Annotated in this window: 13 protein-coding genes and 1 pseudogene; 10 read left to right on the top strand and 4 right to left on the bottom strand. The window is 34.0% G+C overall.

Features of this window, described 5'->3' with window-relative positions; translation table 11 throughout:
• The first annotated feature begins 138 nt into the window (after positions 1 to 138).
• The gene (locus F6K18_RS29465; RefSeq protein ID WP_287526157.1) at positions 139 to 282 is read left to right on the top strand and encodes a hypothetical protein; all 144 of its coding nucleotides are present in this window, start codon (positions 139 to 141) and stop codon (positions 280 to 282) included.
• 219 nt (positions 283 to 501) lie between these two features.
• Here F6K18_RS29465 and F6K18_RS29460 read toward each other — a convergent pair whose 3' ends face one another.
• Positions 502 to 1,119 (bottom strand): Uma2 family endonuclease, encoded by a 618-nt coding sequence (locus tag F6K18_RS29460; RefSeq protein WP_287526155.1) that lies wholly within the window; start codon positions 1,117 to 1,119, stop codon positions 502 to 504.
• 583 nt (positions 1,120 to 1,702) lie between these two features.
• Between F6K18_RS29460 and F6K18_RS29455 the strand changes: the two genes are divergently transcribed.
• Together F6K18_RS29455 and F6K18_RS29450 are read left to right on the top strand one after the other, a co-directional pair.
• Entirely contained in the window at positions 1,703 to 2,656 is a 954-nt protein-coding gene (locus F6K18_RS29455; RefSeq protein WP_287526153.1) for a glycosyltransferase family 2 protein, read from the top strand.
• 691 nt (positions 2,657 to 3,347) lie between these two features.
• Positions 3,348 to 5,399, top strand: a complete 2,052-nt coding sequence (locus tag F6K18_RS29450; RefSeq protein ID WP_287526151.1) for a hypothetical protein — start codon at positions 3,348 to 3,350, stop codon at positions 5,397 to 5,399.
• A 54-nt stretch (positions 5,400 to 5,453) separates the two neighbouring features.
• On the opposite strand, the pseudogene F6K18_RS29445 reads toward F6K18_RS29450, so the two are convergent.
• A pseudogene (locus tag F6K18_RS29445) lies at positions 5,454 to 6,017 on the bottom strand (IS1 family transposase); the annotation flags it as partial.
• A gap of 338 nt (positions 6,018 to 6,355) precedes the next feature.
• On the opposite strand from F6K18_RS29445, the gene F6K18_RS29440 reads away from it, so the two are divergent.
• Positions 6,356 to 7,171, top strand: a complete 816-nt coding sequence (locus F6K18_RS29440) for a RusA family crossover junction endodeoxyribonuclease (RefSeq protein WP_287526150.1) — start codon at positions 6,356 to 6,358, stop codon at positions 7,169 to 7,171.
• Positions 7,172 to 7,901: 730 nt separating this feature from the next.
• On the opposite strand, the gene F6K18_RS29435 is transcribed toward F6K18_RS29440, so the two are convergent.
• A complete protein-coding gene (locus tag F6K18_RS29435; RefSeq protein ID WP_287526148.1) occupies positions 7,902 to 9,734 on the bottom strand; it encodes an ABC transporter ATP-binding protein in 1,833 nt (610 codons plus the stop codon).
• Positions 9,735 to 10,269: 535 nt separating this feature from the next.
• Here F6K18_RS29435 and F6K18_RS29430 point away from each other — a divergent pair.
• From F6K18_RS29430 to rppA, 3 genes are all read left to right on the top strand, one after another.
• Positions 10,270 to 10,569 carry a GNAT family N-acetyltransferase gene (locus F6K18_RS29430; protein WP_287526147.1) on the top strand — a complete coding sequence of 100 codons (300 nt, stop codon included), beginning with the start codon at positions 10,270 to 10,272 and terminating at the stop codon, positions 10,567 to 10,569.
• A gap of 272 nt (positions 10,570 to 10,841) precedes the next feature.
• Positions 10,842 to 11,495 (top strand): glutathione S-transferase family protein, encoded by a 654-nt coding sequence (locus F6K18_RS29425; RefSeq protein ID WP_287526145.1) that lies wholly within the window; start codon positions 10,842 to 10,844, stop codon positions 11,493 to 11,495.
• A gap of 24 nt (positions 11,496 to 11,519) precedes the next feature.
• Positions 11,520 to 12,215: a two-component system response regulator RppA gene (gene rppA, locus F6K18_RS29420; RefSeq protein ID WP_287526142.1), complete on the top strand. Its 696-nt coding sequence runs from the start codon at positions 11,520 to 11,522 to the stop codon at positions 12,213 to 12,215.
• A 264-nt stretch (positions 12,216 to 12,479) separates the two neighbouring features.
• Here rppA and psb30 read toward each other — a convergent pair whose 3' ends face one another.
• A complete protein-coding gene (psb30, locus tag F6K18_RS29415; RefSeq protein WP_124144053.1) occupies positions 12,480 to 12,611 on the bottom strand; it encodes a photosystem II reaction center protein Ycf12/Psb30 in 132 nt (43 codons plus the stop codon).
• Between the two features lie 158 nt (positions 12,612 to 12,769).
• Here psb30 and F6K18_RS29410 point away from each other — a divergent pair, with 158 nt between their 5' ends.
• The 3 genes from F6K18_RS29410 to F6K18_RS29400 all read left to right on the top strand — a co-directional run bounded on the left by F6K18_RS29410 (position 12,770) and on the right by F6K18_RS29400 (position 14,252).
• The gene (locus F6K18_RS29410; protein ID WP_287526139.1) at positions 12,770 to 13,138 is read left to right on the top strand and encodes a YkgJ family cysteine cluster protein; all 369 of its coding nucleotides are present in this window, start codon (positions 12,770 to 12,772) and stop codon (positions 13,136 to 13,138) included.
• A gap of 206 nt (positions 13,139 to 13,344) precedes the next feature.
• Positions 13,345 to 13,791: a TMEM165/GDT1 family protein gene (locus F6K18_RS29405; RefSeq protein ID WP_287526137.1), complete on the top strand. Its 447-nt coding sequence runs from the start codon at positions 13,345 to 13,347 to the stop codon at positions 13,789 to 13,791.
• Positions 13,792 to 13,952: 161 nt separating this feature from the next.
• Positions 13,953 to 14,252 carry a TMEM165/GDT1 family protein gene (locus F6K18_RS29400; protein ID WP_124144055.1) on the top strand — a complete coding sequence of 100 codons (300 nt, stop codon included), beginning with the start codon at positions 13,953 to 13,955 and terminating at the stop codon, positions 14,250 to 14,252.
• Positions 14,253 to 14,262: the final 10 nt, after the last annotated feature.

The following is a 14,262-nucleotide window of genomic DNA, read 5'->3' as shown; positions in this document are numbered from 1 at the left end:
AAATACAGTTGAATAGGGTGGTAAATATGCAGGGTAGATCACACCAGTTACAACCATTTTTTAATTGATACAAGATACCATCTCAGATTTCTCTGTTGCTCCATTTTGTTGGACAAGTCTTCTTCTTCTTAGGTAGTAGTGGTTCGATTAGAACCGATTCAAAGTCTGTTAAACTGCTCGAATACGGCATTTTCTCTGCTAGTTGGCGATCGCCTAAGTGTTGAGAGATACCAAATGGGTTCTATAGAGATAATCTTGGACGAATCTTTCCAAGGATTTTAGTTGAAAACTATTTAGTATTATTCTGTAAGCATTTCCTACGGAATGCTGCGCAAACAGTTATTAGCTATCAGCTCTCAGAAAAAGGACAGGGTTTTAATGAAAATAGACTGTTTTAGCCAGTTTTTGTAGTAAGATTTAATTCTGACTCAATTAGTAAAGCTTTTATCTAAAACTAAAAACAATACCTGATAGCTGATAGCTGACGGCTGAATGCTTACATTATTCTGCTAGAAAAATTTGCTCCACAGTCAATTTTAATTCCGGAAAAATAGAAGACTGAATGAGCTGTTTGTCCTTAAATTGAGTAGATTTATACTCTCCATTTTCTAGGATATTAACAGTAAAAGTTGGTTGTTTGGGATAACCGATAAATTTTCTTCCTCCTAATCCTAAATAATCCACAATCCAATATTCTTTAATGCCCATAATTTCATAAGCATCTAGTTTCAGAGCATAATCATCGCTCCAATTGCTACTGACAACTTCAATTACTAATTTAATTGACTGACCATTAATTAAAGTAGATTCTTTTTCCCAACGTGGTTCATTCTGAATAAAATCTCGGCTAACAACAATTACATCTGGTTCATAACCTGATAAATTGTCGGTTTTGACAATACATTCTTTAGGGATAAAGTAAGGCGACCCTGAATGCCTAATTTCCAAGCTCAACTCAGCCATTAAAAAACCTGCAATTTGAGAATGTTGACCTCTAGGTTTAGGCATTTGAGTAACTACTCCGTTATGTAATTCATAGTGGTATTCCGACTGTTCTGGATACCAATTAATAAATTCATCAAAATCACTAAAACTTGTCCTATAAAGTACCTGGGTCATAATATCAAATCCGGTTGAATACTTATTATTATAGTTGGGAGTGAGGGAGTGAGGGAGTAGGGGAGTAGGGGAGATGAAATTTTGAAGTAATTATAGAATTATAAACAGATATTAAACATCTCCTACAAAAGAGGGAGTAGGGAGTAGGAAGTAGGGGGAAAGAATTGATAAATAAGAGTGCGATAATGTAAGCATTCAGCAGTCACTCATCAGCTATCAGCTATTGCTTTTAATTTAGGATAAAAGCTTTATTAATTGTTTTACTACAAAAGTTGGCTTCCTTGCCCTTAAAGTCAGTTGTTAATTGTAAGCATTCAGCAGTCAGCTATCAGCTTTATTAATTTTAGTGGACAATTTAAGCTTGCTGTTCTTGTGCTTCAATTCTTTGTTTAAAAATGTTGTAGAAGTTAAGCAAATGCTTGCTTCATTTATTAAAAAGCTGTTTGCGCAGCATTCCGTAGGAAGAGCTGACAGCTAATAGCTGAATGCTTACCTGATAACTGATAACTGAAATGACTACTCCCTAAAAGTTGACAATTATAAATAAGATATGTATGATTTGGGCGAGTAGTGAGTAAAAACCATGAAAAATATAGATTATTCTGTAGTTATTCCCATTTTCAACGAAGAAGAAATCATCCCTGAACTATGGCGACAGTTATTAGATGTTTTACAGCGACTTGATGGTAATAGCGAAGTAATTTTTATCAATGATGGTAGTGTAGATTCTTCCTTTGAACTATTAAAAAAAATAAGTCAGCAACACCTAGAAGTAAAAATTATTAACTTTTCTAGAAATTTTGGGCATCAATCTGCTTTGTCTGCGGGAATAGATCATGCTGATGGAAAAGCAGTTATTTTAATGGATGGAGATTTGCAAGATTCTCCAGAAGCAATTATTAGTTTTTCACGACTTTGGCAACAGGGATATGATGTGGTTTATGCTATTAGAAAAAATCGTAAAGAAAAATTGTTGAAACGATTAGCATTTAAAAGTTTTTATTACATTCAAAGAAAGTTGTCAGGAATTATCACTCCAATGGATGCAGGTATCTTTTCATTAATGGATAGAAAAGTCATCTTAACTCTACGACAAATGCCAGAACGCAACAAATATTTAAGTGGTTTAAGAGCCTATGCCGGATTTAAACAAATAGGTGTTTATGTAGAACGTGGTCCTCGATATAGAGGTGAGCCTAAAGTTTCAGTTTCTAAGTTATTTAAGCTTGCTTTTGATGGCATATTTTCTTTTTCAACAATTCCTTTGAAAATGGCAACTATTTTAGGCTTAGTATCTGCAATTTTCTCTTTTATTATAGGATTAATTGGTCTTTACGTTAAATTTGTTTTAGGGCAAGAATTTTTATCTTGGGCTTATGGTTTAACTACAACATTTTTTATGGGGGGAATACAACTCCTGTCTCTAGGAATTATTGGAGAATATATTGGTCGTATTTACGATGAAGTTAGACAAAGACCGTACTATATTATTAGAGAAAAAATTGGCTTTGAGAAAATAAGTTCAGATGAAAGTTAAATTTTTTAACAGTGGGTTGAACAAGAAGATTTAAGTTGTCTACTAAAAACTGTGGTACACAATTTTTCAGTATCTGGATAACAATTTATATTCAATTTTATTTATAAAATATTTTTTTCACTCAGCTGATTAATTTTATAGAGTTAAAGAAGGTTTTTAGTTATAGTTTTTAGGTTAATACTTCAGTCGAATTTTAAACCAAGGTTGCACAACAAGTTTCTCTTCAATCTACCACCTAAAATCTAATACTAATTTCATTAGGACTTACGTATAACTACCACTTATGCCTAGGTGTTAACGGCCAACCCCTAAAAATGCTGTATAATTTCGTCTTTTGCGTAAGTCCTGTTCATAAAATATTGCTACATTCATGGAAGAGTAAGCAGGGATTAGGTAGGGACATTGCATGCAAGGTCCCTAGGTCGCAGAGGAAAAGAAGTATATGAAAAAAGAGAAAAAAAATTAAATATTTACAATATCTGCGAACGATCAAATTTTATACTTAAGGCCAAAAATTATCTTTTTCTTTTGGGTTTAATACCCCGCCGTCTATGCGGTGTTTACGATTGGTTGGGGTTTGAATCCCCATTCTCTTTTTCCTTTTTCTGTCCTTCCTTCTTCCTTCTTCAAAGATTAAGATCTAACTACCTTTTTCAAATTGGTATAAAACCTTTAGAGCGTAATGAGGATAATGACAACAGAAAAAAAATCCCCAATTAGCAAAAAAATCTTCAAGAATAATTTCCAACTTTTACATTGGATAAGTATAGTTTTAGTCATACTTCCAGCAGTTACAATGGGAATATTAATTCTGACCTACAGCGTTAATATGCCTTATTGGGACCAATGGAATCTTATGCCTCAGTTATTCATAAAAATTTCCCAAAATTCCTTGTCCTGGCAAGACTTGATTGCTCAACATAATGAAAGTAGAAAACTATTTCCACGACTAATATTTCTCGGACTGGCATATTTAACTAACTGGGATGTTAGATATGAAATGCTAGTAATATTTATCTTAGCTTGTCTAGTTTCTGTTAATATTTATCGCCTCAATCGATTAACCGTAAATGCTAATTTGTTGACAACTTCACTCATAGCTTTCTTGGCAAATATCCTGATTTTTTCTCCAATTCAATATGATAACTGGTTTTGGGGAATCCAATTAGTAGTTTTGATGCCGATCGCTTGTATTACTACAGGAATTTCAGTTGTCTACTCCCACTTTCATACTAGATATAAATTTTTAATTTGTATGATGCTTTGCATCATTAGTACTTTTTCCTATTCTAATGGGATGATAGCTTGGATAATAATTTTACCTGTACTAATATTAGTTACGGCAAAATCAACATCAGATTTACTGAAACAAAAATGGTTATTCTTAAGCTGGATAGCAGTTTTTATCAGCAATATAATTATTTATTTTTATGATTATCAAAAGCCTGAAGTTAGCCCTAGTATTATACCAGCATTTCGGCATCCAGAGCAAACTTTACAGTTTTTCTTAGCCTTTTTGGGTTCTCCTTTGGGTTCTGGTTTTGAAATATCTCCTCTTACTTCTTCGATATTTATTGGTGGAGTAGAAATAGGAATATTTTGCTATTTATTTATTTACCTACTCAAACATATTAAAAATTACCATATTTTAGAGAGAACTATTGGTTGGATGATGATTGCTCTCTACTCAATAATTAGTGCTTTAATTACTGCCGTTGGTAGAGTTGGTTTTGGAGTAGAAAGTGCTTTACCTTCAAGGTATACAACATTTTCTATTTATTTAATGATCGCTATTATACATTTATTACCAATAGTTTTTAGCCATATTTATAGTCAGATAAATCCGATAAAATCGCAAGTATGGCTCTATAAAGTTACAGTGGCGATCGCCATGACTGGATTGATGATTTTACACTATAAATCATTTACTTATAGCGTGAAAGAAATTAAATCTAGCTATCAATTGCGTATGGAAGGAAAAACTTGTTTATCATTCATTAATATCATTGAAAATAAGTTTTGTATTGAAGAAAATATTTTAGGAAATTATGATCATGTTAAAGATTTAGTCAAGGGACTTAATTACTTAGGTATGTTAAAACCTAATTTAGTTGCCAGCAATAATATCGAAGCGATCGCTGCTGAAAAATCTCCAGATCAAACTTACGGATCGTTAGATGGAATTATACCTTTAAATAGTTGGTACTTTGTTAATGGTTGGGCATTTTTACCAGAGCGTAACGAGCCTGCAGATGCAATTATTTTAACCTATAAAAATCAAGCAGTTGAAGAAGGAAGAAGCGGTGCTACCCCGCGTCGGCGACAGATCCAAGGGAATGCACACCAAGAGAGGAAGAAGGAAGAAGCGGTGCTACCCCGCGTCGGCGACAGACCCAAGGGAATGCGCACCAAGAGAGGAAGAAGGAAAAAGTGGATGGGGACTCAAACCCCAACCAATTATAAACACCCTGTAGATGGCGGGGTATTAAACCCAAAATCAAAAGATGATTGGATTATTTTTGATGTTTTGATGTCTGCTCAAACTCAAAGAGAAAATTTAGTTCAACTATTCAATAATCCTGCATACCTTAACGCAGGTTGGGAACAAACAATTTCTGGTAAATTACTCCCAGAAGGTAAGTTGAAAATTGCAGCTTGGGCATTTGATGCTAAATTAGGTAAAGCTTATAAATTAGATACAAATCACCTGATTACAAAAAATGGTAGTGGAGTAGGAGAGTAGGGGAGTGTGGAAAGTATTATTTAATCTTTCTATATAGGCAGTTAAACCAGTTTATTTTCCCACTGAGCTATGTCTACAATCAGAAAAAATCAAATCATAAGCTCACCAGAAATCTGTATAACAAATTGCACATTGCCTGTAAATATCCGGCAATCAATTCCACAACCCTAATACACCTTTTTCACGTCTTTCTCCTAACTAAAAAGAAACCCACAATTTCTTTGGTGTCTATGTCAATGGCTAGCCACAGCCATTGCTTGTAATATTTGCTCCCAACAAATGACCACATTTAATCACACTCAATAGTGAGTTTTCCAGTTTTTTTAGTAGATTTAATAGATTGATAAACCTCTGTATACTTACTATTAACGTAATGCGTGAAGCCATTTTTCAGATACACCTTTTACAGGAATAATGCCAGCTAAACTAATTTTTTCACTTTGATAATTTATCAATCAATTCTTTGGTTTGATCGTTGATGTATACTTTGGAGTTATTTGGGACAAATTGTATTTGACAGGTTTGACATTGATATTTCTATTTTTTGTTATGAATTGTGCCATTTTTCACAATATTGCCACTACCACAATTGGCACAGATTAAATCATTATTTGGCATAGGATTAGATATTGATGAAATATTTTTGAAATGTATATTATCAGAATTTTTTGTATTACATTTAAGGTTGAGTTATTTATAACTTACTGGTTGATTATATCAAGTGTTAGCGGAGCTTTGCGTTAGCAATCGCCTACAAAATAAATTTTCAAATTTAAAGTAGATTGAAGTTCAATATTTGAGAGATTAATATCATAAATTGATCATTTATATTAACCTACCACTACATATATAGGACTACCCAGGATTTTTTCTTTTTTATCCTTAATACAATTATGCTTTAAACCTTAATTATTCGGTAAAATAGCTCTATAGTCAACTTCTTCACCTAATATAAAATGTTAATTAATTGGCAAGACTTAATAGCAGAAATAAATTTTAAACATAAACAATGCCAAGACGATCCAATGAATGCTATGGCATTTGCTTATTCTTTAGGGCAATTATTACTAGAAACTCAAGCTTTATTTTCTCCCACTGAATGGCAATCTTGGTTCAAAAAGAATTGCCATTTCTCAGAAAGTTGTGCTGAAACTTATCTGCAAATAGCTAAAAGCTGGCCTAGTTTCCGGACGCAATTAGATCCTTACAGAAAAGTGGATCTATCTGCTATGGAGAATATACCCCAGATGTCACTTATTTCCTCTAAGTCAAAGGATAGTTTTGAAGAAGATGTGGAGACAGAAGTTAAGCAAATTATTCCTTTATTGAGCAATGCTGAAAATTTTCCGGCCTCCCTTCCAGACTCTGAAAAATCTGAAAATGCCACAATTATTAACTTTTATCTTCATGGGAAAGTAGTTCCAAAAGCACGCCCACGAGTTACGACTAATGGTACTTATTTACCACCTCGATATCGTGCCTGGAGAAATCAAGCAGAAGTTGAAATTTACCGTCAAGTTTCTGACCTTAATTTAGAAGTAAATTTACCAATTCAAAGAGCAGCTATTTCTATCATTTTTTGTGGTAAACATCGTACTAATTCTGATTTAGATAATTTAGCAGGAGCTTGTCTTGATGCTTTAACGTTAAACGGCGCGGGGGTGCTGCAGGACGACCGCTTGGCTTGTATTCCTAAACTTAATCTTGAATATATTCCTAATACTAAGGAAACGGGAGTTAAGATTACAATTGAAATACTTCCTGTGAGATAAATCGTTAAATAATAAGTTTTAATTTAGTATGTTATATGGCTTTGTTGCACAAAGAAAGGAAATAGGGTAAAAGTAACAGTGCGTGGCACAGTAAACCTACACCAATGTAGATATGAGTAAGTCCAAGTCTAAATGGTTCAAACAGGCAAGCCCAAAAGCTACAAAGTTGAAATCTAGTTAACTCCAATATTACCGCCACAACTTTAATGGATTTAACTCCGAAAACATAGATTAATCCTCTAGTATTAGCAGGTGCTTTAACAGAGGGAATTTATAATTTTCAAGTAGGCAAAAAAAAATTTGATTTTGAAGAATTACCTTTTGCTGGAAGTGAGTTTAGTCATCCTTATTATTGGGCACCATTTATTTTAATTGGTAATAGATTTTGAAGCATATCGTAGGTTTTAGGTAGTAGGTAGGTCTAATTAAACGTTAAAAAAATTGTAGGGGCGGATTTTCACCTAAAACCTTGACGTATGGGTTATATAATAGACATCTGGTGAAAATAAACTTACCCTTTATTTAACATAAGCTAGAGTTGTAAAATTCAGTTCCCTAAATCATTTTTCGTACCTTTTTCCTAAAAATCTATTCCCTGTTGCTTTCCGGAGCTGTTGCCTGTTACCTGTTATGTGTAAAAAGTCTATATCTTTTTCACGCCTATGTCTAATCATTGCCTACCCCATCATATTGAGTGGATACTTTTCTATCTTTCTGAGAACTTCTCTAATTAAGTTCCTAACATTTGTAATTTATACAAACCAGCATAAAGACCTTCTTTCTGTAATAATTCTTCGTGAGTACCAGACTCAATTAACTCTCCTCGCTTCAACACAAAAACCCGGTTAACATTTCTAATAGTCGAAAGTCGGTGAGCAATAATGATAGCTGTTCTTTCTGCTAAAAGTTTTTCTAATGCTGATTGAATTAAAGCTTCTGTTACAACATCTAAACTAGCAGTTGCTTCGTCAAGAACCAAAATTCTCGGTTTACGAATAGCAGCACGAGCAAATGCTAATAACTGCTTTTGACCACCAGAAAGATTTGCTCCTCTTTCTCGTAGTTGAGTATTATATCCTTGGGGTAATTCTGCAATAAATTTATCTATATTTGTATTTTTTGCTGAGGTTTGAATCTCCTCTAATGAATAATCTTCTCCCAAAGTAATATTACTTTTCACATCTCCAGCAAATAAAAAACCATCTTGTAAAATTACGCCAATATGTTTTCGTAATTCTGCTTGAGGTAAGTCTTTAATATTAATTCCATCAACTAAAATTCTGCCTTTATTGACATCATATAAACGACAAAGTAAGCGAATTACAGAACTTTTTCCTGCCCCAGTAGGTCCAACCAAAGCAACCTTTTCTCCTGGTTTAATAGTAAAGTTGAGATTTTTCAGAACATATTCATTTGGTTTATAACCAAACCAGACATTTTCAAATCTAATTTCACCAATTTTAGAATTGTTAACTTGAAGAGTAGGTAATTTTTTAATTTCTCCTTCTGGGTCTAGAATTTCAACTTCTTCATTGAGAAGATTAATAATACGTTCCACTGCAGTTAAACCTGCTTGAATAGCTGTAAATTTTTCGGCAAATTGTCGCAGAGGATCGAATAAACGTTGAGCATATAAAATGAAAGAAGATAAAGTGCCAAAATCTATATTTTCTGCTAAAACAAATTGCCCTCCCAGGAATAATACTACAGCGACCGCAACTAAAGAAATCCATTCTAAAATACCTGAGATAGCTGAGTCATAAAAAATAGTTTTATCTACTGCTTTAACATAATCGAGATTATTAGCTCTAAATAACTCCGAATTAAATTTTTCTCGGCGAAATAATTGTACTACTCCTATACCAATTAAGTTTTCTTGTAGTTGAGCATTTAAACCAGAAAGTTCATCTCTGGCTTTGTAATTAGCTTGCCTATATTTTTGCTGGAAATAGATAATAATTGTTGTTACTGGTAACATCATTAATATCAGCATTAAACCCAGTTGCCATTGCAAACTAAACATAGCAATAGCAATTATTAAAATCGAAAATAAATCGCTCAAAATACCAATAGCACCTGTAGAAAATACATCTCCTAAAGCTTCAACATCACTGGTAAGGCGAGTAATTAATTTTCCCACAGGGGTACTATCAAAAAATCTAACTCCTAAAGAAAGAACGTGTTTAAATAAGTCATCTCTAATATCAGCAGTAATTTTTTGTCCGACTTTTTGTACTAAAAAGCCTTGTAAAGATTGAAATATTAGTCGTATAATAATAGTCAACATTAATATAGTTCCTAAAATATTCAATCCTTGAGATAATGATATTTGTTGGAGAAATGACCAGGTTTTTTCTCCTAAAATTAGAGAAATTGCCTGTCCGATTAATAGTGGTTGAATTGCCCCAGAAATTGATAATGGTAACAATAATATCAGTGAGGCAAATACTAATTTTTTGTGGCCTAGACCATAGCCGATAATTCTTTTAATTAGTTGCCAGTCTGTTTCACTATTATGATTTCGCTTTTTGTTTCTACTGGTTTTTGGTGAGATGCTTTTCATAGATTTTTTTTAGTTAAACTGTAGGCAGTATAATGTTTTTATAAGGTAGCATATCAGCTAAATATTCACAATTAATGACCAAAAAATAAGGTCTCAAGCTTCCCCTTGAAAGGGGATGAAAAAGCGGTCGATCTTCAAAGCTAACCCTAGGGTGGAATGGCAAACTTTCCTCGCCATATCCAATCGACCAAGAGAAAATAAAATTCAATATTTTAAGCCTCTGACTTGACCTTTGTCATGCTGCGCAAACAGGTAGAGGTACTGATAACTGAAATGACTAGCAAATAATTCTAATTAGAGCTTACCGATCTAATATAAAAGCACTCTTTTTATAAAATATTCAGCCTTTAAAAGAGCGAAAAAAGTACCTGGTTTTCAGTTGAAAATCCTCAAAAACTTAGTATAAAAGGCAGAATTTTTTGCAGAAAAATCAAGGGATAAATAGATCCGACTATCTCCTCTATAAATTCTATTCTCCCCTACTCTAGTACTCCCCTACTCCTAAAAAATACTTTTTAAGCAAACCCTAATTATTATGACTGAAATTGAAACAGAAAGATTAAAACTAAGACAATTTATCCTTGATGATTTGGATGAATTATACAGATTGTATAATAATCCAAAGGTAATGAAGTATGTGGGAAAAGGCATCCTCACTAAGACTGAAACAGAAGCAAAAATATTAAGCACGATCGAGAGTTGGAATCAAAATAATTTTGGAATGTGGGTGATAGTTCATAAAATAGATAATAAAATGATTGGTCGTTGCGGACTTTGTTTTCTCGACAATACTCCAGAAATTGAGCTTGGTTATTTATTAAATCCTGCATATTGACATCAAGGATTAGCAACAGAAACAGCAAAAGCAAGTTTGAAGTATGGATTTGAAGAATTGAAGTTAGAGAAAATTGTAGCGATAGCTGACGCCACGCTCCGCGAACGCTCAACCTGAAAATATTGCCTCCCGACGAGTAATGGAAAAAGTAGGAATGAAATACGAAAAAGAGGCTAATTATTATCAGACTAACGTGGTATACTATACTATCTTAAGCAAAGAATATCAGCCTAATAGTTAGTTGTATGTTGTACTTATAAAATTTTGAAAAAATGATGAGTAAATTGACTCTAGTTATCGGTAATAAAAATTATTCTTCTTGGTCGTTACGAGCATGGTTAACGATGAAACAAGCAGGAGTGAAATTTACTGAAATAAAAATTCCTCTGGATACACCTATTACCCACCAAGAAATTTTAAAATATTCTCCCACTGGTCTGATACCAGTTTTGTTAGACGGGGATATTAAGGTATGGGAATCTCTAGCAATTTGTGAGTATGTAGCGGAGAAATTTGCAAATTCTTTGTGGCCGAAAAATCATGAAGCACGAGCAGTAGCGCGGGCAATTAGTACCGAGATGCACGCAGGGTTCCCAAATTTACGCAAATATATGCCAATGGATTGTCGAGGTCGTTATCCAGAGGTAGGCATAATTCCGGAGGTTAGACCTGAAATTGAGAGGATCGGCAGAATGTGGCGAGAGTGTCGCGAAAAATTTGGAGCAGAAGGTGATATGCTATTTGGTAAGTTTACAATTGCTGATGCTATGTATGCTCCGGTAGTCTCTCGCTTTGCCACTTATCACGTGAAACTCGAACCAGTGGCACAAGCTTATGCTGAAGCGATTTGGGCATTAGCTGATATGCAAGAATGGTTAGCAGCATCGGAAGTTGAATCAGAAACTATTTTTGATTCAAAATTTTAACTGACTATTTTGACATTCATCAAAATGCAAATTCTTTTAGTGGATGATGAACCGGAGTTAACTTCTCCTCTAAGTCGTGCTTTGAATCGAGAGGGGTATAGTGTTGATGTTGCGGATAATGGAAAAATTGGTAGTCAGATGGCAAGTCAAGGTAATTATGATTTGCTGATTTTAGATTGGATGTTACCTCACAAAACAGGATTGGAAATTTGTCAGGAGTTACGCTCGCGCCACGACTATACACCTGTTTTATTTCTTACTGCCAAAGATACAGTAGACGATCGCGTTGCTGGATTAGATGCTGGAGCAGATGATTATTTAGTTAAACCTTTTGAGTTGCGAGAGTTATTAGCAAGAGTTCGGGCATTATTACGTCGTCCCCAAAACATTGAAACAAGCACAACTGAGCAACATCTACAAGTAGCAAATTTAGAGCTAGACATAGAAAATCAAGTAGCTTATCGCGGTGGACAGATAATTAATTTATCAGAAAAAGAATGTAAATTGCTGGCATATTTTATGACCTACCCCGGTCAACTTCTAACTCATCAGCAAATCTATGAATATTTGTGGGGAGAAGGAGAAAAACCAAGCAGTAACGTTTTAGCAGCACAAGTACGTTTATTGCGACGAAAAATAGAAGTAAATGGAGAGTTGCCACTCATTTATACTGTTTATCGAAAAGGTTATCGATTTGGAGAAAGTAATTACGATCACTGATCGCCGAATAATTGATAATTTCAGGTTTGAGACCTCTACTTTTAAGAAGAAAAATCATTCTTATCTCCTTTTGATCAATCTTCTGATTAATAAAGAAGAGGTAATTGTTAATGATGAATTGTTAACTGTTAATTTTTGAACTAGCATCATCTTGGGATGATTTTGTGCATCTGCATCTGGACTGTCAGCTTACATCTCCATCGCATCTGTCTCCATCATCCCTCTGAATAACGCCTTTGAATCAAACCAAAGTAAGCAAATAACTTACAAATCGCCTCCCCGAAGTGCCAGTAGCACAATAACTACAGGGCCAGCAATGACAACCATGGCCAACATTGTTAACTGGGCAATAGTTTCAAAGTTAATGTTGCTGAACAAATCAGTTAAAAACCCCATATTTCCCCTAAAAATAAATCAAATATATACTGAGCTGAAAAACCGTTTTTTATTCTACCAAGCGATCGCTACTTTAATTTAAGATACTTTACAAAACTCAATAATTTAGTCTGCTACAATCAGAAGGCCGTTAATAAATAACTATTGGCTAAAAAAAAATGGCTAGTTGGTGTTGTGTAAAAAATTGTGGTGCTTGTTGTTACTTAGACCCAACAGAGCGTCCAGAATTAGAAGAATATTTATCTACAGAAGAGCTAAAGCATTATATGAGTTTAGTAGGAGCAGATGGATGGTGTATTAATTACGATAGTTTAACGCGAGAATGCCGTATTTACCCCGAAAGGCCCCATTTTTGTCGAGTCCAACCAGATACCTTTAGAAAATTGTACGGTATTGAACCAGAAGAACTTAATGAATTTGCCATTGACTGTTGTCAGCAGCACATTGGAGATATGTACGGCGATCGTAGTCTAGAAATGTTGCGCTTTAATCATGCAGTGGGTATTAACTCAGGTTTTCAGAGATAACGAAGTCAGAACTCAGAAGTCAGAAGTTGTTTTTGTCAGGAGAATTTGAGCAACTCTCCAAAAACATTTTGCCTTAAAAGACGGGGTTGGGCGACCCAATTATTTTGATAAGTAGAGTAGAGTGGTTGACAAATAACATAATTATCTGAAACAATAAATAAAATTTAAAAAATCTACATATACTCAGTAATTTAGTAAATTAGCCTGTGAAATCTTTTAGTGAAAATACACCTCAACCTAAAATAAATTTAGAACAAAAAGAATTTTCTGAGGGCTTACCTTTACAAGTTAGCTCAGAAACGGGTGAACTTTTACCCCCCAAAAATTCTCAATCAGAACAACAAGAAACGAAAGTAGAAAAAACAGGAGCATGGAAAGTATTTGCTTCTACTTTTGTCACAATATTTTTAGCAGAAATTGGCGATAAGACTCAGCTTACTACTCTGTTAATGACTGCCGAATCTCAATCTCCTTGGATAGTATTTTTAGGTGCAGGTAGCGCATTAGTAACTACAAGTTTGTTAGGGGTTTTGTTGGGAAAATGGTTAGCCAGTCGCCTCTCTCCTAAAACTATAGAAAGATCGGCAGGAATGATTTTATTACTAATATCTTTAACTTTAATAGTAGAGGCATTTTATAAAAATTTTTCCTAAGCATTTCCTGCAGAATGCAGCAAAAACAGCTATTAGCGGTCAGATATCAGCTTTTATTAGTTTAACTTCTACTACATTTTAAACCAAAGAATTGTATTTGATTAAAAAATTCTTCTTTCTTCTTGATTTATTACTTTTTAATTTATTCCTTCTTAACTACTATGGATTGGCAACTTTTAAGCTTAAGTTTTATCGCAGTTTTTTTATCTGAATTAGGAGATAAAAGTCAATTAGCAGCCATCGCCCTTGGTGGGTCTTCAAAATTTCCCCAGGCAGTATTTTTTGGTACTGCAACTGCTCTATTATTAACTAGCTTTTTAGGAGTTTTAGTAGGGGAAGGAGTAGCAGAAATTTTACCAACGAATATAGTAAAAATTACGGCTGCAACTGGATTTGCATTTATGGGTATTCGTCTTTTATTCTCTGGTGAAGAGGAAGTAGAAGAATCTGAAAATAATTGAGATTGAAAAA

The organism is Okeania sp. SIO2C2 (genome assembly GCF_010692625.1).
In the GTDB taxonomy this organism is placed as follows: Bacteria; Cyanobacteriota; Cyanobacteriia; order Cyanobacteriales; family Microcoleaceae; genus Okeania; species Okeania hirsuta.
The sequence above is the reverse complement of the archived record's forward strand: the minus strand, read 5'-3'. Positions and strand labels throughout refer to the sequence as shown.

Excerpts from the sequence above, each read along its gene's own strand:
- F6K18_RS29460 (WP_287526155.1), bottom strand. The coding sequence starts at position 1,119 with ATGACCCAGGTACTTTATAGGACAAGTTTTAGTGATTTTGATGAATTT.
- F6K18_RS29455 (WP_287526153.1), top strand. The coding sequence starts at position 1,703 with ATGAAAAATATAGATTATTCTGTAGTTATTCCCATTTTCAACGAAGAA.
- F6K18_RS29450 (WP_287526151.1), top strand. The coding sequence starts at position 3,348 with ATGACAACAGAAAAAAAATCCCCAATTAGCAAAAAAATCTTCAAGAAT.
- F6K18_RS29440 (WP_287526150.1), top strand. The coding sequence starts at position 6,356 with ATGTTAATTAATTGGCAAGACTTAATAGCAGAAATAAATTTTAAACAT.
- F6K18_RS29435 (WP_287526148.1), bottom strand. The coding sequence starts at position 9,734 with ATGAAAAGCATCTCACCAAAAACCAGTAGAAACAAAAAGCGAAATCAT.
- F6K18_RS29430 (WP_287526147.1), top strand. The coding sequence starts at position 10,270 with ATGACTGAAATTGAAACAGAAAGATTAAAACTAAGACAATTTATCCTT.
- F6K18_RS29425 (WP_287526145.1), top strand. The coding sequence starts at position 10,842 with ATGATGAGTAAATTGACTCTAGTTATCGGTAATAAAAATTATTCTTCT.
- rppA (WP_287526142.1), top strand. The coding sequence starts at position 11,520 with ATGCAAATTCTTTTAGTGGATGATGAACCGGAGTTAACTTCTCCTCTA.
- psb30 (WP_124144053.1), bottom strand. The coding sequence starts at position 12,611 with ATGGGGTTTTTAACTGATTTGTTCAGCAACATTAACTTTGAAACTATT.
- F6K18_RS29410 (WP_287526139.1), top strand. The coding sequence starts at position 12,770 with ATGGCTAGTTGGTGTTGTGTAAAAAATTGTGGTGCTTGTTGTTACTTA.
- F6K18_RS29400 (WP_124144055.1), top strand. The coding sequence starts at position 13,953 with ATGGATTGGCAACTTTTAAGCTTAAGTTTTATCGCAGTTTTTTTATCT.